Raw genomic sequence first — 19,400 nt, forward strand, 5'->3', positions numbered from 1 at the left:
CCCCACCGGCCCGCAGCCGACGAACAGGCGAACTACCCCTTCCCCCCACCCCCGGTGAACTTCTCGTACTCCCTGAGGACTTCCTCCGTGGGCCCGTCCAACCGGAGTTCCCCCCGCTCAAGCCACAGCACCCGATCACACGTGTCCCGGATCGACTTGTTGTTGTGGCTCACCAGGAAAACCGTGCCCGCGCTCTTCCGCAGCTCCCGGATCCGGGATTCGGAGCGCTTCTGGAAGGAGCGGTCCCCCGTCGCGAGGGCCTCGTCGATCATCAGCACGTCGTGGTCCTTGGCGGCGGCGATGGAGAACCGCAGCCGCGCCGCCATCCCGGAGGAGTACGTCCGCATGGGCAGCGTGATGAAGTCGCCCTTCTCGTTGATGCCGGAGAAGTCGACGATCTCCTGGTACCGCTCGCGCACCTGCTCCCGGGACATGCCCATCGCGAGCCCGCCGAGGTGGACGTTGCGTTCGCCGGTGAGGTCGTTCATCAGGGCGGCGTTGACGCCGAGCAGCGAGGGCTGCCCGTCCGTGTAGATCCGGCCGTGCTCCACCGGCAGCAGGCCGGCGACGGCCTTGAGCAGGGTGGACTTGCCCGACCCGTTCGTGCCGATCAGGCCGATCGCCTCGCCCCGGTACGCGGTGAAGGACACGGACCGCACGGCGTGCACCTTGCGTACGCCCGCCGCCTGCTCGGCCTTCTTCCGGCGCAGGATGCGGTTGAGCGCGGCGGTGGCGCTGCCCCGCCCCACCCCGGTGCCGTTGACGCGGTAGACGATGTCGACGCGGTCGGCGACGACGGTGGGGATCCGGCGGTCGGCTCCGTCGGCGACCGCGCTCTGTTCGGCGACGGCGATCTGTTCGACAACTGCGTTCTGTTCAGCCACGGCCGTACGTCTCCTCAGCCTTCCAGAAGTAGATGAACCCGCCGACGCCGGCGAGCAGGGCCCAGCCGACCGCGAGTGCCCACACGTGGTGGGGCAGCTGGCTCGCGTGGAACGAGTCGATCAGCGCGAACCGCATGAGGTCGATGTATACGGCGGCCGGGTTGCACTGCAGGGCGAGCAGCACCACGCGTGGCATGTCCGGGTGGCCGCTCAGGACCCGGTCGATGCTCCACATGACACCCGAGACGTACATCCAGGTCCGCAGCAGGAACGGCATCAGCTGGGCGATGTCCGGTGTCCGGGCGCCCAGCCGGGCCACGACCATCGCCACGCCCGCGTTGAACACGAACTGAAGTGCCAGTGTCGGCACGGCCAGCAGCCAGGACACGCCGACGGGCACGCCGAAGCAGAGCAGGATCACGACCAGCGCGGCCATCGAGAACAGCAGCTGCTGAAGCTGTTGCAGCGCGTACGACACCGGGAGCGCGGCCCGCGGGAAGTGCAGGGCGCGGACGAGGCCGAGGCTGCCGGAGATCGCCCGGGTGCCCGCCATGATCGAGCTCTGCGTGAAGGTCCACACGAAAACGCCCGTGACCAGGAACGGAACGTAGTCCGGCACGCCACGGCTGGTGCCCATGAGGACACCGAAGATGAAGTAGTAGACCGCCGCGTTCAGCAGGGGCGTGGCCACCTGCCAGACCTGGCCGAGCTTCGCCTGGCTGTACTGGGCGGTGAGCTTGGCGGTCGCGAACGCGGTGATGAAGTGCCGGCGTGCCCACAACTGGCGGACGTACGCGGACAGGGTGGGCCGTGCGCCGCTGACCGTGAGGCCGTAGCGGGCGGCGAGTGCCGCGGGGTCGTCGTCGGGCAGGGCCGGCGCCGGGGCCGGTGTCGCCGGGGACGAGGTGTTGAGGACCTGACTCACATCCGCTGCTTTCGCTCGGGGAGGGGCGGAGAGGGAGGAAGGAAGTGTCTTTACCTGCGGTTGAGCTGCGATTGGGGGCGACTTTACGTCGGGACGGGACCGTATCGTCGTCACGTGAGCGTAGGCCGATCCGACGTCGGAACGCAACCGTTTCGTCGTCACGCCCGTATGCTGGTCCGCATGACGACCAACGCCGACGCCGACGGAGCAGCCCAGAGCCCTCAGCGGCCGGAGCCGGACCTGGAGCAGGCGCCGGAGCCGGAGGCGAAGCCGCGTCGCAGGGCTCCGGCCGGGGCGGCGGTGCTCCGGGAGGACGTGACGGAGGCGATCAGGGCCGCCGTCTTCGGGGAACTCGCGGCCGTCGGATACGCGCGCATGTCCATCGAGGGGATCGCGCGCCGCGCGGGCGTCGGCAAGACCGCCGTCTACCGCCGCTGGCGCTCCAAGCTGCACCTGGTGCTCGACCTGGTCTCCGCGCTCGCCGTACAGGGGCTGCCCGCGCCCGACACGGGCACCCTGGAGGGTGATCTGCGCCTGCTGTACGAGGTCACCTCACGGGCCCTGCGTCACCCTGTCGCCTCGCAGGTCATCCCCGATCTGCAGGCCGAGGCAGCCCGTAACCCGGAGATCGCGGAGGCCTTGCAGAAAGCGCTGCGCGAGGGGCAGGCGGGCGTCGCGAACGGCATCGTCGAGGCGGCCCGGGCCCGCGGCGAGATCCGTATGCACATCGACGGCGAACTGGCTCTCGACGTGATCTCCGGACCGCTGTACTGGCGTGCGGTGGTGGTCCGTGGGCCGAAGCCGCCGAAGGGATATCTGGAGAGTCTGATCCGGGCCACGGCGGCGGCGCTCAAGGCGTTGTAGACGGGCGGGGACGGCCGCTCCACCTGCGGTTCGGCGGGGCCTGCCGCCCTGCTCCGGGCACCTCCCGGGGGGCGCCCCACCCCCGTAGCGGCCGGATCGTTGTCATCCACGCCTCACTCTCAGGGCCTCCGGGGGCGCATACTGGAAACACGATGACGAAGCCATCCGCGCCCCGGCGCCACCTGTCCACCAGTCCCTTCAAAGCTCCGGTTGTCCCGGTCGCCAAGCACTTCGCCCTGGGTGACCGTGTGACGCACGACCAGTTCGGCCTGGGCAGGATTGTCGGCGTCGAGGAGGGCATCGCGATGCTCGTCGACTTCGGCTCCCGCCAGGCCCGTATCGTCAGCCCCTACACCCGTATGGACAAGCTCTGACGGATCCCTTCAGAGCACCCTCGCCGCGGCCCAGGACCACTTCCGGCCCGCGGCGAGTGCGTTTCGGGGCCGGTACCTGAGCCGTTTCGGGCCGGGAGAGCGGGCTCCTAGTCCCGTCGTGCCTGCGGACGCAGCCGCAGCCAGCCCTCCCAGGCCGACGTGATCATGTCGTCGAGGTCGTGCTTGGCCTTCCAGTCGAGCTCCGCGGCGACGCGGTCGGCGGAGGCGACGACCCGGGCCGGGTCGCCGGGCCTGCGAGGGGCCACCGCGGGGGCGAGCGTGTGACCGGTGAGCTCGTTGATCCGGTCGATCATCCGGCGGACCGAGACACCTTCGCCGCGGCCGATGTTGAGGGTCAGGTCGGTGCCGGGGGCCGCGGCCAGCCGCCTGGCCGCCGCCACATGGGCCTCCGCCAGGTCGACGACGTGGATGTAGTCGCGCACGCAGGTGCCGTCCGGGGTCGGGTAGTCGTCGCCGAAGACGCGCGGGGGCTCGCCGTCCGTGAGCTTCTCGAAGACCATCGGGACGATGTTGAAGACGCCTGTGTCGGCCAGTTCCGGTGTCGCCGCCCCGGCCACGTTGAAGTAGCGCAGACAGGCCGTCGACAGACCGTGCGCGCGGCCCGTGGCACGCACCAGCCACTCACCGGCGAGCTTGGTCTCCCCGTACGGGTTGATCGGCACGCAGGGCGTCTCCTCGGTCACGAGGTCGACGTCGGGCATGCCGTACACCGCCGCCGAGGACGAGAACACGAAGGACGGCACCGCGGCGGCCGTGACCGCCTGCAGCAGCACCCGCAGCCCCTCGACGTTCTCGCGGTAGTAGTGCAGCGGCAGTTCGACCGACTCGCCCACCTGCTTCTTCGCCGCCAGGTGCACGACACCGGTGATCGCGTGGTCCTTCAGCGCCCGGGCGACCCGCTCCCCGTCCAGGGTCGAGCCGACGACCAGCGGCACCCCGTCCGGGACGCGTTCGGAGATCCCGGTGGACAAGTCGTCGTACACCACGGCCCGTTCGCCCGCCTCGGTCATCGCGCGGACGACGTGCGCCCCGATGTAGCCGGCGCCGCCGGTGATCAGCCAGGTCATCACGGCCGTCCCCTCGTGTGTCCCTCATGGTGCGGATACGAATGCGAATGCGGATGTGGAAGCGGATGTGGATCCGTGGTCACGGATGCATGGTCGCGGATACATGGTCACGGATCTGTGCTGGCGTGACCGCGGTCGCGTATCAATGGAGCAGACGCCTCAGCCTGCGGCCCAGTACGGCCGCCGCACCCCGCAGGCCCGGCGCGATCCGCAGCGCGAGCGAGCCCGTGTGGGTCGCGTACGGCTGGACGAGCAGCACACCGCGTCGGCGGCTCGGGGCGACCGACCGGCGCAGCAGGCCCGGACCCGTACTCGCGTGCGCGGTGGTCTCGCGGCTCGTGCCGTCGTGGAAGCGCAGGCACAGCCGCAGGTCCCAGGTGCCGGAGCCGAGCGCCGCGAGGTCGACCGGCGCCTCGGCCGTCCAGGAGTCGACACCGGAACCGGAGCCCGGGCCGTCGGAGCCGAAGTCGCCGGCGGCGGAGTCGGCGGGATCCGTGTCGTCCGGCTGGAACTCCGCGGTGAGTGCGAGCCCGGTCCCGCCGTCGTGCCGGTTCACGAACTCGGCGTCCACGGTCGCCGGTCCCGCGTCCGCCATCCGCCCGTACAGCTCGTGCAGGCGCAGCCGCAGCCGGGTGCCACGCGCGCGTGGCCGCAGTTCCGCGTCGACGGCCACGGGGAGGAGGCGTACGGGCCGGTGCAGGAGGTGTTCCAGGGTGACGTGGGGCAGGTCGGCCGACCAGACGGGCGTACCGTCCTTGGCCCGCGCGTACGGGGGCCGCAGCCGGGCCGGACGGGCCGCGACCTCCTTGACGCGGGTCAGGTCGCGCGGTGTCCCGGAGGCCAGCACCACCTGCGCGATCACCCTGCCCGGCGCCGGGGCCAGCGCGAAGTCGCCCGCGTCGAACGTCGTGAGGTACGCGCGCGTGAGGGCCCACCACTGACGGCGGTACCCGGCCCCACGGAGGTCGAGCTCGCGCGCGTACATCCGCAGCGCGTGGTCGAGGAAGCGGGCGCGTGACGCGCGGGCCAGCCGCTTCTCACCGGCGGCGAGGAGGATGTCGTACGCCTGGGCGTGGGCGGTGATCCTGGCCCGCCAGTTGTCGACGCCCGACCTGTCCAGCGAGATCGACAGGCGTTCGGCGCTGCGGCGCACGTGCCAGACGTACACCGTGTCCGGGATCAGCGCGATGCGCGGACGGGCGGCGAGGACGCGCGCGGTGAAGACGAAGTCCTCGTAGGGGAAGTGCCCTTCGGGGAAGCGGATGCCGTGCTCGTGCAGGAAGTCCGTGCGGTACAGCTTGTTGACGCACAGCGTGTCGTGGACGAGGCGGGTGCGCCGCGACGGGCGGGCCACGAGGGCGGCCGTGGCGTACAGCTCGGGCTGCCAGCGGACCTCGCGGCCGGACGGCAGTTCGCGGCGCACGCACAGGCCGGCGGCGACCTCGGTGCCGCGCCCGGTGGCCGCGGCCAGGAGGGCGTCCACCGCGCCGGGCGGCAGTACGTCGTCGCTGTCCAGGAACATCACGTACGGAGCCGTGGCGGTGTCGATCCCGTCGTTGCGGGGGCTGCCGCAGCCGCCGCTGTTGACCTCGCGGCGGACGACCCTCAGCCGTGGCTCGTCCAGCGCGAGACGGTCCAGGAGGTCTGCGCTGCCGTCCGTCGAGCAGTCGTCCACGGCGATCACCTCACGGACCGTGGGCCCCTGCGCCAGGGCCGAGCGCACCGCGTCCCCCACGTGGGCGGCGTCGTCGAACCCGATGACGACGACGCTCACCTGCGACGGGCGGGGACTTCTGGCTCGGACGGATTCCACGGCTTGCGTGACGTGCGCGGCTCGCATGACTTGTTCGGCCTCCACGGGACGGAATGGTGGAGAGTAGTTGCAATTTTCCGTTAAGAGCTATTTACGGCACTTACTGTCTCATGCGAAAGATGGCGTGCGTGGGGCGGGGGTTGCGTCCCCTCGTCCTCGGGCCGCGGCACGGCGGGCCGGGTCCCGGCCGTCCACAGGCGGTGGAAGGAGAGCCCGGCGGCCGTCACCAGCAGGCCGTTGCGGACGAGCATCAGCAGGGAGCCCGTCCATGTGCAGGCCACGACGTCGTCGTACAGGACGGGGTACGCGAGGGCGCTGACCGCGGCGGCGGCCGTGATCAGCATCGCGACCGGGCGTTGCGTGGTGTGCCGGGAGGTCAGGCACACGGCGGCCAGACCGATCAGCCACACCAGGTACTGGGGACTGATGACCCGGCTCGTCACGGTGAACAGGAGCACGGCGCCGAGCGCGGCGTCGTACGGGGTCGCCGGCGTCCAGTGCCGCGCGCGCAGCCGCCACAGCAGCAGGGCGCCGAAGGCGGCGACGGTGAGCGCGAGCGACAGCGCGGCGACCGAGGTCACGTACGGACCGGTGAACTCCATCGCGCCGTACCGGTAGCCGACGCGCCCGGGCCAGCCCGCGTGGTGCGCGAAGGACAGGGCCGTGCCGCCGAGCGACTCGATCTGCACACCCCGGCCGCTCTGCTGGTGCAGGAAGTCGAAGGGGGAACGGAAGAGGGCGGCCAGGGTCAGCAGCAGCACGCCCGCGGTGACCGCGGCCGAGGTCCACGCCTCCTTCGTCGTACGGCCCCGGGGAGTGCCGATCAGTGTCAGCGCGGGCCACACCTTCACCAGGGCGCCCAGTGCGGCGAACACACCGCACACGCGCGTGGAGCGCGACGACGTCAACAGGGAGATGACCGCGAGGGCGGTGACCTGGACGTCGTAGCGCGCGAGCGGGATGTGCAGCAGGAGCGGCAGGGCCGCCGTCCACAGCGCCGCGCCGCGCAGGCTGCGGCCGGGGCGGCGGCCCGCGCGCGTGAGGACGGCGGCGACCAGGAGATCGGTGGCCAGTGTGAGGGCCACGAACGCCTGGAAGTACGTCAGCCCCGGCAGCAGCCCCGGGGAGAGCAGGACGGGGCCCGCGCCCGGCGGGTACTGCCACAGCCGGTCGCCGGAGGGGAAGGTGCCGCCGGCGAGCACGCCGTACCAGCGGGCGTACAGCTCGTGCACCTCGCGCGCGACGCCGCCGACACCGAGCGGGGCGCGGCCGTCCTGGAGGAGCAGCCAGAGCATCAGGGCGCGGGTGGCCGACCAGGCGGCGGCGAGGGGCAGGAGGCGGGTTGTCGTCCGGGACGTGGTCCGGGTTTTCATCCGGGCTCTCGTCCGGGCTTTCATCCAGGGGTTCATCCAGGGCTTCATCCGGGGGATCGTAAGCCGCAAGATGGCTTGTACCGTCTGATGACGAGTCAATCGGCAGTAAAGGTCAGCTAGTAGCACAAGATCTGCCGTATGACCGTCAAGCGTTCGCGGGGTGCCGCCGCTGTCGCCGTGGTGGTGCCCGCGCTCGTCATGTCCGCGATCGGGCTGTGGGGGATCGACCGCGGCGGGATGTGGCGCGACGAGGCCGTCACCTTCCAGGTGGCGCGGCGCTCGCTGCCGCAGATCTGGCATCTGCTGCACTCCGTGGACGCGGTGCACGGCCTCTACTACCTCCTCATGCACCCCGTCCTCGCCGTCCGCGCCGACGAGGTCGCCCTGCGGCTGCCCTCGCTCTGCGCGGCCGCCGTGACGGCCGGCCTCGTCGCCGCCCTGGGGGCACGCCTCGCACGGCCCCGGGTCGGGCTGTGGGCGGGACTGCTGTACGCGGTGACGCCCATGACCGGGCACTTCGCCCAGGAGGGGCGGTCGTACGCGCTTGTCGCCGCCGGGGCGGCGGGCTCCACCCTGCTGCTCGTGCGGGCCGTGGGGGCTGGTCGCGCAGCTCCCCGCGCCCCCTGTGGGGCCCGCGGCCCTCGTGGGGAGTGGTGCTGGTGTGTCTACGGAGGCGTTGTCGCCTTCACCGTTCTGCTGCACGAGATGGCCGTGCTGGTTCTGCTCGCGCATGCTGCCACCCTGGCCCTCGCGCGCGTGCCCCGTCGGGTGTGGTGGGGCTGGGGGTGTGCCGCCGGGGGCGTGCTTCTCGTGCTGGGGCCGCTTGTCCTGGTTTCCAGCGGTCAGGCGGGGCAGGTGGCGTGGCTCAGGCCTCCCGGCGGTGGTGCGGTCGAAGGTCTCCTGCGCTCCTTCACGGGTCCGACCCGGCTGGTCCTCGGCCCGTACCTGCTGCTGATCGCCCTCGCTCTGCGGCCCCCGCTCGCCCGGCGCGGCGAGCTCTCCCTGCCCGCGGTCGCGCTCCCGCTGCTGCTCCTGCCGCCCGCGGCCCTCCTCGCGGTCTCGCGCCACTGGCCGCTCTTCGACGACCGCTATGTGCTCTACGCCCTCGCCGGGGCACCCCTGCTGGCGGCGGCGGGCGCGGACCGGCTGGCCGGGGCGGCGACCCTCGTGCGGGTCCCCCGGGTGCGGTACGCCGCCACGTTGCTGGGGGTCTTCGCCGTCGCCCTCGCCTTCGTGGCGCAGCTCCCCGTCCTGCGCGCGGACCGGGATCCCGCCCGCCGGCCCGACAACCTCGCCGCCGTCTCCGCGGCGGCGGCCCGGCGGATGAGCCCCGGCGACCCCGTGCTCTTCCTCCCGGCGCTCGCCCGGCGCGCGGCGGTGGCGTACCCGAAGGGCTTCCGCGGCACGGCGGACATCGCGCTGCGGGAGCCGGGACCCGTCTCCGGAACCCTCTACGGGCGCGAGACCGGCGCCGGTGAACTGCGCCGCAGACTCGGCCGGCTCGACCATCTGTGGGTGCTGGCGGAGCCGTACGCGCTGCGGTCCGGCTGGTACTCGCCCGAGCCCGCCGAACAGGTCAAACTCGCCCTCGTACGGGAGGAGTTCGTGCCGCGGGCGGAGTTCGTGCGCAAGGGGTCGGTCCTGCGGCTGTACGTGCGCAGGCCCGCGGCGGCGGGCGGGGAGGGGGAGATCACCCGAGGTCCGGGGACTCCTCCAGGGCCGCCGCGTCCAGCGCGCCCGTGAGCCGGTCGAGGCGGTCCCGCAGGTCGACGATCTCGGCCAGCTCGAACCCCGTCGCGGCGGCGATCCGGCGCGGAACGCGCAGCGCCCGCTCCCGCAGGGCCGTGCCCTCGTCCGTGAGCCCGACCACCACGGACCGTTCGTCCACCGCACTGCGCTCACGGCGTACGAGACCGGCCGCCTCCAGCCGCTTCAGCAGGGGCGACAGCGTCCCGGAGTCGAGTCGCAGGTGCTCGCCGACCTTCTTCACGGGCAGCTCGCCGTGCTCCCAGAGCACGAGCATGACCAGGTACTGGGGGTAGGTGAGTCCGAGGTCCTTCAGGACGACGCGGTACAGACCGCCGAAGGCGCGCGAGGCGGCGTTCAGGGAGAAGCAGATCTGCTGGTCCAGGCGGAGGAAGTCCTCGTCGCGGGCGGCGGGATCTGTTTCGGGCGTCGTGGTCATGCGTCCAGGATACCCCGGGCGCGTCATTTAGTTGTGCACAATTTAATTGTGTGCTCTACTTACGTCGTGCGGCAGCCCGGACCAGGGCCCGCCGGCACGACTTGGACCTTTGAGAGGGATGGTTTCCATGGACGCGATCTACACCGCCGTAGCCACCGCCACCCACGGCCGTGACGGCCGCGCCTACAGCTCCGACGGGCAGCTCGACCTGCAGCTGGGCATTCCGACGGAGATGGGCGGCAACGGCCAGGGCACGAACCCGGAGCAGTTGTTCGCCGCGGGCTACTCGGCCTGTTTCGCCAGCGCGCTGGCTCTGGTGGGGCGTGCGGCGAAGGTCGACGTCAGTGACGCGGCGGTGACCGCGGAGGTCGGGATCGGCAAGCAGGGCGAGGGGTTCGCGCTCGCGGTCACCCTTCGGGTGGAGCTGCCGGAGTCCGTCGATGAGGCGACCGGGCGCAAGCTGGTCGAGCAGGCGCACCAGGTGTGCCCCTACTCCAACGCGACCCGCGGGAACATCCCGGTCGAGCTCGTCGTCGAGTAGTTTTTTCGCCCCCGCCGCCCCTACCCGTTCCCGTCCCCCCCCGGGGGGCTGCGCCCCCAGACCCCCCATCGGCCTGAACGGCCTCGTCCTCAAACGCCGGACGGGCTGGATTTCCAGCCCGTCCGGCGTTTGAGGACCGGGGGTTCGGGGGCCGGCCCCCGAGAGGTCGCCAACAGCAGCGGTACCCCCACCACCGGTACCAGCCACACCATCGCCATCAACCGGTCGATGGCGATGTCGGGATGCGCGGCGATGCTCAGCACCCCCGTCCCGGCCGCCCCGAGCAGCACCACACCGAACGCGGGCCGCGCCCGGAGCGCCCCCCACGCCCCCGCCCCGACCAGCACCAGGAACAGCGGCTCGGTCAGCTGCCGTCGGAGCCACTCGACCCAGAAGTTGACCTCCAGGTGGAGGAACTCCCGCCAGGGCCGCTCCCGGTCCGGCTGGAAGAAGTGGTCGGTGAGCAGGTCCTGGAGGCTGTCCGACTCGGACGGATAGCGGAGCAGCCTGGCGAGCAGGACCGTTCCCGCGGCCGCCGCCACCGTCACCTTCAGCAGCGACTTCACCGCGTCGCCGACCGGCCGCCCCGTCCTCCTGCGGTGGACGCCGACGAGGCAGCACGCCCCGGCGAGACACACCGCGAGGAACAGCGCCTGCGAGTGCTTCACGGCGAAGAGCAGGGCGAGTGACACCGCCACGAGAGGACCGGCCCGTCGCCCGCGCAGTACCAGCGCGCAGCCCCACAGGACCGCCAGGGTGAGCGCCATCATGGTGCCCTCGGTCATGGGCCGCATCGCGGTCGCACCCGTCGGCAGCACGTAGTACAGGGCCTGCCCGGTCAGCGCGAGCCCCAGCGGCACGTCCAAGGTCCGCAGGATCAGGAACACCAGCACGCCGCCGGCCGCCGCGACGCAGACCCCCGCCGCCCACAGCCCCCACGTCACGCCGAACACGGTCACGAACGGCAGGAGCAGCAGCGGATAGCCGGGCCGCACCTCGAAGATCCGCATGAACCGCTCGCTCATGAAGGGCGCGGTCCAGCCGGACGTCTGCCCCGCGTCGAGCCGCTTGCCGACGCTCCAGCGGTAGTAGCGGCGGCACTCCGCCCGCACCTCCGGGCCCGGGTCGGGGGCGCGGAAGCGCCGCACGTCCACGCTGTGGTTGCGGGACGCCGTCTCGCCCCGGCTCGCGCACACGTACGCGATGCTCCGCTCCACCGCCTCCGTCTTGTCCGCGCCGCCCAGACTCAGCGCGTACGACAGGTAGTTGCGGCTGTCGGGGGTGTCCCGGCCGGTGACGTTGGCGAGCTGGAGGCAGCCGAAAAGGGCGGCGAGGAACAGCACCCACGCGGCGGGGCGAGCACTCATGAGCGGGTCAGGGCGTCGCTCGCGACACCGGGCGTGGGCGCGGGAACCACGGGTACCGCCAGGTCCTCGCCCAGCATCAGCGTCCGTACGACCCGTTCCGCGGCCCGCCCGTCGTCGTACCCGCGAAAGCGTGCCCGGAAGGCGGTCCGCAGCCGCGTCGACTCCTCGTCCTGCCAGGCGCCCGACGCGAACAGCCGTGCCAGCTCGTCCTCGTCGCGGGTGACATGGCCCGGCGGACGCTCGGTGACGTCGAAGTACGTGCCCCGAGCCGCGAGATACGTGTCCAGGTCGTAGGTGTGCAGGACGATCGGCCGGTCCAGGTGCGCGTAGTCGAACATCAGGGAGGAGTAGTCGGTGATCAGCGCGTCGGAGGCGAGGAGGAGGTCCTCGACGTCCGGTTCGTCGGTGACGTCCAGGAGGAGGCCGCGCGCGGCCAGGTCCCGCAGGCCGAGCCCTCGTTCGTGGTGCTGAGCGAGCGACGGGTGGAGGCGGACGGCCAGGACGTGGTCGCCCGGCAGCCCCGCTACCAGGCGTTCCAGGTCGCAGGTGGGCGCGTAACCGCCCTGCCGGTGGTCCCGGTTGGTCGGCGCGTACAGGATCAGCGTGCTGTCGTCGGTGATGTTCAGGCGCCGCCGTACGGACTCGCGGCGGCCCTCCTCCGGGCGGACCAGACAGTCGTTGCGCGGGCTGCCCGAGCGCAGGGACGTGAAGCCGCAGGGGTAGGCGCGGTCCCAGACCAGTTCGGAGTGCGGGTTCGCGACCAGGCTGTAGTCCCAGCGGTCGGCCCGGATCAGCATCTTCGGGACACTGAAGCCGCGCCTCGCGCCCGGGTACTTCAGCAGATCCGCGCCCATCGACTTCACGGGGGTGCCCTGGTGCGTGTGGATGTGGACGGCGCCCCTGCGCTTCACCAGGTCGTTCGCCCAGTTGACGTTGTTGACCAGGTAGGCGGCGCGGGCCGTGACCCTGCGGTAGGCCCGGCTGCCCGGCAGGACGTGCTCGACACCCGGCGGCAGCGCGTCCACGTGGTCCTTGCCGACCACCCACACCGACCGGATGTGCGGGGCGATCTCCCGGGCCTTGCGGTGGATCGCGGCCGGGTCGCCGAGGACGCCCCGGTGCGAGAAGGCCGAGTACACCGCGAGGTTCGGGTCGAGCGCGCGCCGCAGGACCAGCCGCCTGTGCAGCGCGAGCAGCACCCTGCGCAGCCGCCGCCGCCACACCAGCAGGCGCCGGCGCAGCCCGGCACGCTTCACGGCGGCGACCCGGTGCAGTGCGTAGAGGGCGTACGGGGCCCGGGAGAGAAGGGTGAAGGAGACTCGCGGGAGGTGCGCGCCCGGCCGGTGACCGGACGGCCGGTAGGCGCGCAGGTCCCGTGCCGCACGCCGGTGGAACTCGGGGCGCGACGACGGCGGTACGCGGTCCGCCTGGCGGAGGATGAACAGGTAGTGGTCCGCCATGTGGTCGTAGAGGAATCCGCGCCACCGTTCCAGCTCCGGCCGCTCCGCGATGAACCGGAACAGCCGCTCGTACTGCGCGAACACCTCGAAGTGCTCCCGGCTGGGCGTGCGCATCGCGTTGCCCTGGCGGCGCTGGCGGTAGTACACGCAGACCCGGTCCACGAGGGTGATCGTGCGGGCCGTCCACAGGGACTGGTAGACGATCACCGCGTCCTCGTAGAAGCCGGTGGGGAAGGTGAAGCCGCCCTCGCGGAAGAAGTCGAGCCGGTACGCCTTGTTCCACACGACGGTGAACAGGTCCAGCAGCTCGGGGCGTTCGGCGACCGTGAACACCGCCGGGCCGGGCGCGCCGAACACCTCCGCGTCCCGGTTGCGCCTCACCGCGCCGTACCAGTGGGTGCGCGCGTAGTCGAACAGCACGATGTCGGGGCGGTCGGTGGCGTCGATGCGCTCGGCGATCGCCCGCAGCGTGCCCGGTGTGTAGCTGTCGTCGCTGTCCAGGAAGAGCAGGTACTCGCCCCGCGCCAGCTTCGCGCCGTGGTTGCGGGCCGGGCCGATCCCGCCGTTGACGGGCAGGTGCACCGCCACGATCCGCTCGTCGCGGGCCGCGAACTCATCGATGATCGCCGCACTTCCGTCGGGGGAGCGGTCGTCGACGACGATCACCTCGAAGTCGCCGTACGACTGGTCGAGGACCGACTCCAGGCAGGTGCGCAGGTAGCCCTGCACGTTGTGGACGGGCACGACGATGCTGAAGCGGGGCATGGCACTTCCAGGTCGGGGAACTTGCGGGGTCGCGGGGGTACGGGAGGTCATCAGTGCGCCGAGGTGCGGGGGCGTGACGCGGCAGCGGCAGGCACCGGCAGGCGTTCCCGCAGGGGGATCGGCGGCGGCAGTTCCTCCTCGGGCTGCCCGAGCAGCACCCGCCGTACGACCCGTTCGGCGGCCTGTCCGTCGTCGAACGCGCAGAACCGCTCACGGAAGCGGGACCGCAGCTCGGCGGACCGCCGGTCCGACCACTCGCCCGAGGTGAGAACCCGGATCAACTCGTCCTGCGTTCGGGCGACATGGCCGGGCGGCTCGGCGAGCAGGTCGAAGTAGACGCCCCGGGTGTCCCGGTAGACGTCCCAGTCGTCGGCGTACGTGACGATCGGGCGGTCGAGGTTCGCGTAGTCGAACATGATCGACGAGTAGTCCGTGATCAGCGCGTCCGAGGCCAGACAGACGTCCTCGGTGTCCCGCAGCGACGTCACGTCGATGAGCTGCCCGTCCGCCACCGCCCGCCGCAGACCGGCGTCGCCGTCGAGGAAGTAGTGCGCCCGCAGCAGCACCACGAACTCCTCGCCCAGCTCCGCGCAGAACCGCGCCAGGTCGAACTGCGCCGACACGTCACGCGGATAGTCCCGGTAGGTCGGCGCGTACAGCAGCGCCACCCGGTCCTCGGGGATGCCGAGCCGCGCGCGGATCGCGGCGACCTCACCGGGGGTTGCCGTGTAGAAGCGGTCGTTGCGCGGATAGCCGTACTCCAGGTGTGTGAAGGCACTGGGGTAGGCGCCCGACCAGACCTCCGTGGAGTGGGAGTTGGAGGACAGGGAGCAGTCCCAGCGGTCCGCGCGCCGCATCAGCTTGCCGAAGCTTCCGGTGGCCGCCGCGACGGCCCGGTACTCGATCTGGTCGACGCCCATCCGCTTCAGCGGGGTCCCGTGGTGCGTCTGGACGTGCACGGAGCCGGGGCGCTTGCGTACGGCGTGCTCGAAGTTGACGTTGTTGAAGGTGTACTTCGCCCGCGCCATCACCTCCCAGTACCGCCTGCCGCCGATCACCACGCTCTCCACGTCCTCGGGCATGTGCGGCAGTTCCTTCTCCTTCACCAGGAACACCGACCGGATGTGCGGGGCGAGTTCGCGTGCCTTGCGGTGGATCGCCGCCGGGTTGCAGGCGTAGCCGCGTCCCCAGTAGGCGGCGAAGACGGCGAGGTTCTCGTCCAGCGGCCTGCGGAGGTACCACGCGTACAGGAGGGCGCGGCGCCTGCGCAGGACCGAGCGGGCCGCGTACGCCCTGGTCCGCGCCGCCCGCAGACCCACGGTCCGCAGCGCCCGGAACGCCGTGTACGCGCCCCGCCTCAGCAGCCGGGCCCGCACTCCCCGGGTGCGGTGGCCCGCCGGGCGGTACCGCCGGTGGAGTCTGCCCGCGCGGCGGAAGAAGGCCCGGCCGCACGGGGCGGCGACCGCCGTGTCGAGGACCTCGGCGAAGAGCTGGGTGAAAAGGGCGCGCGCCCGGTCCCCGGAAAGTTCCTGCCCGGCGGCCCGGTCCAGCACCAGCTCGACCTGGTCGAGGAGTTCGGCCCGCGCGGCGGGCGTCGTACCACCGCCCCGCCGGCGTTCGGGGCGCCGGACGCACACCGTGGGCAGCACGGCGCTCTCCCCGGCCGCGAGCGCCACGAGACCGGCCCAGCCGAGGTCCGCGCACGGGCCCGCGGGGAAGGCGAGCCCGTGCTCGCGGAGGAAGGCGCGGCGGTAGACGGTGGCCCAGACCGGCAGCCGTACGTCGGCGGGGTCCCGGTCCTCGAACAGCTCCACCACCGGTTCGCCCTCCCACCACGGCACGCGCGCGTGGCCGAGGCGCAGGACGTCGGCCTCGGCCGTGCCGGGCTCCCGCAGCCGCGCGTCGATCCCGGCGAGCGCCCCCGGCGTCAGCACGTCACCCGCCTCCAGGAACAGCACGTACGTCCCGGTGGCCGCCCGCAGTCCGGCATCGCGGGCCCCGGTGACCCGGACGACCCGGGAGTCCCGCTCGGCGTACTCGGCGGCGAGCGCGCCCGCGGGCGAGTCCGGGGCCGCGCAGGCCGTGATCAGCTCGAAGTCGGTGAAGGACTGGGCGAGCGCCGGGTCGAGGGCCGTGGGGAGCCGCCCCGCGACGTCGTGGACGGTGACGATGATGCTGAAGCGGGGCATGTGGTGTGGTGCTCTTTCTTTCTGTCCGTGCTGTGTGGTGCCGCCGTCCCGGCGGGGTGACGGGCCCGCCGGGACGGCAGCACGTGCGGCTGGGTGAGGGCCCTGAGGGGCGCTCCCGCCGCCGGCGGTGTCAGCGCCCGCGGCGGCGCCTGGCCAGCGCCCTCGTGAGGATCGGCGGGAGCAAGTCCTTGGCAAGTGCGCGGGCCCGGCCGGGGCGCCGGGGCGGAGCGGCCGTGGCGGGCCGGGCGGGAGCGGGCCGGGACGAGGCCGTGCGCTGGACCGGCACGCCCGGCGTCCCGGTTCCGGCGGGCACGGGCGGTGCCTCCGCGGTCGCGTGCCGGGAGACCGGGTGCTTCGGCTCGGTGGCCTTCCTGCCGTCTATGCGGATCATTCCGTGCCCCGCGACCTGCTGCACCTCGTGCCACATGTCGTCGCGGGCCGCCAGCCACTCCAGCAGCGCGTCGCGCAGCGGCTCCGGATCGCCCCATGTGCCGTAGAACTTCGTGCCGGTCACACATATGGGGTGCAGACCGAGCGCGGCCACCGCTCCCCAGGTGGCGGCGGCGACCCCCGGGCAGTGCTCGGCGCGGTAGTCGTCGAGCACGACCACCCCGTCGGACCGGAGGATGTCCCGCACGGCCTCGATGTCCCCGTACACGTGCTCGTACAGGTGCGAGGCGTCTATGTGCGCGAAACGGCAGCTGTCGTGCGCGACGCGGTCGGCGACCACCGACGTCGGAGCCTGGACGACCTCCGGCAGCCTCTCGTGGAACGCGGCGAAGTTGGCCTCGAACGCCCGCCTGGTGAGCGTCGAGTACGACTTGTTCATCTCCTTGAGGTTGGCGGAGTCCGGCGCGGCCGAGTCGAAGAGATCACACACCGTGAAGACGTCCTCGGCACGCCGGTACGAGGCCATGAAGATCGCGCTCTTGCCCATGTACGCACCGAGTTCGAGCAGATCGCCCCGCTGCGCACGGTCCACCTGCCCGGAGAGGAACCAGTCGAACAACTGCTGGTCGACGGCCCGGAACCAGCCCTTGACCTCCGACAGGGCCTTGGGTCGGGGCAGTTCGGTGGTGCTGGAAGTCATGAGTACTCCGTAAAACGGGGTCTGTGGATTTCCTGTGCCTGGGGATGGGACCGGAGTGCTTCAGGGTCTGTCAACGACGGGAACGGAAACTCCGGGTGTCGGAACGGCGGCAAGGGGTGTCAGCCCGTTCCGGTCGGCCGCCGAGGGCACCGGACGGCGCTCGTCCGGGGGCACCACCGCGGGCAGGCCGGCCGTTTCGCCCAGCACGACACGGCGTACGACCCGTTCGGCGGCCCGTCCGTCGTCGTAGGGGCAGAAACGCTCCCGGAAGGCGGACCTCAGCTGCGCGGACCGCGAGCCCCGCCAGTGGCCGGTCGAGAAGATGTCGATCAGCTCGTCCTCGTTGCGGGCGACCGCGCCGGGCGGGAACGCCCGCAGGTCGAAGTAGGTCCCGCGGGCCGCCTCGTACGCCTCCGGGTCGTCCGAGAGGATCACGATCGGCCGGTCGAGGCCCGCGTAGTCGAACATCAGCGACGAGTAGTCGGTGACCAGCGCGTCCGAGGCCAGGCAGAGCGACTCGACGCTCGGATGGTCCGACACGTCGATCAGCCGGCCGCCACTGCGGGCCAGCGGCGCCCGGTACGCGGGATGGGCGCGGGTCAGCAGGACGAACCGCGGGCCGAGCCTGCGCAGCACCCGCTCCAGGTCGAGCGCGGTGCGCTGGCTGCGGCGGTAGTCGCGGTGCGTCGGCGCGTACAGGACCGCCACCGTGCCCTCGGGGATGCCGAGCGACTCGCGCAGCCGGGCCACGTCCGCCGGAGCGGCCTGCTGGAACACGTCGGTGCGGGGCTGGCCGTACTCCAGCATCGTGTACGCGGCCGGGAACACGCGCTCCCACACGAGGGTGGAGTGGCGGTTGCCCGACAGGCAGTAGTCCCACCGGTCGGCGTCGCGCAGCAGCTCGGCGAAGTCCGTGCCGCGCGCCGCCGCCGGACGGTCCTGGAGGTCCAGGCCCATGTGCTTGAGCGGCGTGCCCGCCTGCGTCTGGATCAGGATCTGGCCGGACCGCTTGACCAGCCGGCGGTCGAAACCGGCGTTGGCGACGAGGTACTTGGACCGGGCCAGCGCCGTCCAGTACGCGGCGGAACCCGCCGTCAGCCTGCGCGTCCCCGTCGGGATCGTGTGGTGGAACCCGGGCTCCGCGACCCACGCGGTGCGCATGCCCGGGGCGAGCGTGCGGAACGCGGCCTCCAGCGCCCCCGGGTTGCAGCCGTGACCGCGCCCCTCATGGCCCGCGAACACGGCCAGGTCGGCGCGTACGGGCAGCCGGCGCTGCACGCCGTAGTGCAGCCGCAGCGCGGCCGACCGGAGACCGCGGGCCAGCGCCCCGGCCAGCCGCGCGGCACTTCTCTTCAGCCGCGTCGCCACCCACAGGGCGCGGTAGGTCCGATGGCTGCCGAGGCGTACGAGGGCGTGCCGCAGCCGGTCGGGAGGCCTGACATCGGCGTCGGCGTCGGCGCTGTGCACGGGGTCCACGCGGTAACGGGCGTAGTGGCCACGGGCCTTGCGCAGGAACGCGGCGCGCGAACCCCGCGGCAGCCGGTCGCGCTTGAGGAACACGGCCGACAGATGGTCGACCATCCGCCGGAACACGAGCGGTCGCCAGTGCGCCAGTTCGGGGTGCGCGTCGAGATGGGCGAAGACCCGGTCGTACTGGCCGAAGATGTCGAAGTGCTTGCCGCTGGTCGTGCCGAGGATGTTCCCCCGCCGCCGCTGCCGGTAGTGGACACAGACCCGGTCGAGCGTCGCGATGGTCTCGGCGGCCATCAGGACCGGGTACGTCCAGGGCGTGTCCTCGTAGTAGCCGGGCGGGAACGCGAACTGCTCCCGCTCGACGAACTCCCGGCGGTACGCCTTGTTCCACACGACCATGAGGACGTCGAGCAGCCCGGGCCGGTCGTCGAGGCGGAACGGCGCCGGACCCTCCTCGGTGAGCCGGGCCGCCCGGATGTTGCGGACCGTCTCTCCCGACCAGAAGGTGCGCGCGTAGTCGTAGACCAGGACGTCCGGATCGCCGGTCTCCTTGATGCGGTCGGCGATGTCCCGCAGCGCGTGCGGGGTGAGGGTGTCGTCGCCGTCCAGGAAGACCAGGTAGTCGCCGGTCGCGGCCCGCATGCCCGCGTTGCGGGCCCGGCCGAGGCCCACGTTCTCCTTGAGGTGGACGGCCCGGACCCGTGGGTCGCGGTCGGCGAACTCGTCGGCGATCGCACCGCAGGCATCCGGCGAGCAGTCGTCGACAGCGATCAACTCAAGGTCGGTGAAGGACTGTTCCAGGACCGATGTCATGCACTCGTGCAGATATTCCTGCACCTGGTACGCGGGGACAATGACACTGAACCGGGGCAAGGGACATCCATGGGTCGGCGCGGCCATATTGCCCGGCAACGGCCGAAGGGGTCACGTGGTTACGCCGGATGCGGCATGTGGGGGACCCCGGGACGAACGCGAAGGGGCGGACCGACGCCGGCCCGCCCCTCAAAAC

At 72.1% G+C, this 19,400-nt stretch carries 15 protein-coding genes; 4 read left to right on the forward strand and 11 right to left on the reverse strand.

Going from position 1 to position 19,400, the window contains the following annotated elements; translation table 11 throughout:
* Positions 1-32: 32 nt before the first annotated feature.
* Entirely contained in the window at positions 33-854 is an 822-nt protein-coding gene (locus OHS59_RS27240; protein WP_328499377.1) for an ABC transporter ATP-binding protein, read from the reverse strand.
* Positions 855-876: 22 nt separating this feature from the next.
* Entirely contained in the window at positions 877-1,809 is a 933-nt protein-coding gene (locus OHS59_RS27245) for an ABC transporter permease (RefSeq protein WP_328495995.1), read from the reverse strand.
* Positions 1,810-1,977: 168 nt separating this feature from the next.
* On the opposite strand from OHS59_RS27245, the gene OHS59_RS27250 reads away from it, so the two are divergent.
* The gene (locus tag OHS59_RS27250) at positions 1,978-2,673 is read left to right on the forward strand and encodes a TetR/AcrR family transcriptional regulator (RefSeq protein ID WP_328495996.1); all 696 of its coding nucleotides are present in this window, start codon (positions 1,978-1,980) and stop codon (positions 2,671-2,673) included.
* A gap of 152 nt (positions 2,674-2,825) precedes the next feature.
* Positions 2,826-3,047 (forward strand): hypothetical protein, encoded by a 222-nt coding sequence (locus OHS59_RS27255; protein ID WP_055517933.1) that lies wholly within the window; start codon positions 2,826-2,828, stop codon positions 3,045-3,047.
* 107 nt (positions 3,048-3,154) lie between these two features.
* Here the strand turns inward: OHS59_RS27255 and galE are convergent, their stop codons facing one another.
* The 3 genes from galE to OHS59_RS27270 all read right to left on the reverse strand — a co-directional run bounded on the left by galE (position 3,155) and on the right by OHS59_RS27270 (position 7,321).
* Complete coding sequence (gene galE, locus OHS59_RS27260) at positions 3,155-4,135, reverse strand: UDP-glucose 4-epimerase GalE (RefSeq protein ID WP_328495997.1); 981 nt, start codon at positions 4,133-4,135, stop codon at positions 3,155-3,157.
* A 142-nt stretch (positions 4,136-4,277) separates the two neighbouring features.
* The gene (locus OHS59_RS27265) at positions 4,278-5,975 is read right to left on the reverse strand and encodes a glycosyltransferase family 2 protein (RefSeq protein ID WP_328499378.1); all 1,698 of its coding nucleotides are present in this window, start codon (positions 5,973-5,975) and stop codon (positions 4,278-4,280) included.
* Between the two features lie 53 nt (positions 5,976-6,028).
* Positions 6,029-7,321: a glycosyltransferase family 87 protein gene (locus OHS59_RS27270; RefSeq protein ID WP_328495998.1), complete on the reverse strand. Its 1,293-nt coding sequence runs from the start codon at positions 7,319-7,321 to the stop codon at positions 6,029-6,031.
* 138 nt (positions 7,322-7,459) lie between these two features.
* Here OHS59_RS27270 and OHS59_RS27275 point away from each other — a divergent pair, with 138 nt between their 5' ends.
* The gene (locus tag OHS59_RS27275; RefSeq protein ID WP_328495999.1) at positions 7,460-9,064 is read left to right on the forward strand and encodes a glycosyltransferase family 39 protein; all 1,605 of its coding nucleotides are present in this window, start codon (positions 7,460-7,462) and stop codon (positions 9,062-9,064) included.
* Here OHS59_RS27275 and OHS59_RS27280 read toward each other — a convergent pair.
* Entirely contained in the window at positions 9,012-9,506 is a 495-nt protein-coding gene (locus OHS59_RS27280) for a MarR family winged helix-turn-helix transcriptional regulator (RefSeq protein ID WP_328496000.1), read from the reverse strand. The genes OHS59_RS27275 and OHS59_RS27280 overlap by 53 nt on opposite strands.
* 127 nt (positions 9,507-9,633) lie before the next feature.
* On the opposite strand from OHS59_RS27280, the gene OHS59_RS27285 reads away from it, so the two are divergent.
* Complete coding sequence (locus OHS59_RS27285) at positions 9,634-10,047, forward strand: organic hydroperoxide resistance protein (RefSeq protein WP_328496001.1); 414 nt, start codon at positions 9,634-9,636, stop codon at positions 10,045-10,047.
* 89 nt (positions 10,048-10,136) lie between these two features.
* Here OHS59_RS27285 and OHS59_RS27290 read toward each other — a convergent pair whose 3' ends face one another.
* The 5 genes from OHS59_RS27290 to OHS59_RS27310 all read right to left on the reverse strand — a co-directional run bounded on the left by OHS59_RS27290 (position 10,137) and on the right by OHS59_RS27310 (position 19,264).
* Entirely contained in the window at positions 10,137-11,414 is a 1,278-nt protein-coding gene (locus tag OHS59_RS27290) for a hypothetical protein (RefSeq protein WP_328496002.1), read from the reverse strand.
* Positions 11,411-13,639 (reverse strand): bifunctional glycosyltransferase/CDP-glycerol:glycerophosphate glycerophosphotransferase, encoded by a 2,229-nt coding sequence (locus OHS59_RS27295; RefSeq protein WP_328496003.1) that lies wholly within the window; start codon positions 13,637-13,639, stop codon positions 11,411-11,413. The genes OHS59_RS27290 and OHS59_RS27295 overlap by 4 nt, the downstream gene beginning before the upstream one ends.
* Before the next feature lie 50 nt (positions 13,640-13,689).
* The gene (locus tag OHS59_RS27300) at positions 13,690-15,828 is read right to left on the reverse strand and encodes a bifunctional glycosyltransferase/CDP-glycerol:glycerophosphate glycerophosphotransferase (RefSeq protein WP_328496004.1); all 2,139 of its coding nucleotides are present in this window, start codon (positions 15,826-15,828) and stop codon (positions 13,690-13,692) included.
* A gap of 130 nt (positions 15,829-15,958) precedes the next feature.
* Positions 15,959-16,918 carry a class I SAM-dependent methyltransferase gene (locus OHS59_RS27305; RefSeq protein ID WP_328496005.1) on the reverse strand — a complete coding sequence of 320 codons (960 nt, stop codon included), beginning with the start codon at positions 16,916-16,918 and terminating at the stop codon, positions 15,959-15,961.
* 60 nt (positions 16,919-16,978) lie between these two features.
* Positions 16,979-19,264: a bifunctional glycosyltransferase/CDP-glycerol:glycerophosphate glycerophosphotransferase gene (locus OHS59_RS27310; protein ID WP_328496006.1), complete on the reverse strand. Its 2,286-nt coding sequence runs from the start codon at positions 19,262-19,264 to the stop codon at positions 16,979-16,981.
* Positions 19,265-19,400: the final 136 nt, after the last annotated feature.

This window comes from Streptomyces sp. NBC_00414 (assembly GCF_036038375.1).
Lineage (GTDB): Bacteria > Actinomycetota > Actinomycetes > Streptomycetales > Streptomycetaceae > Streptomyces.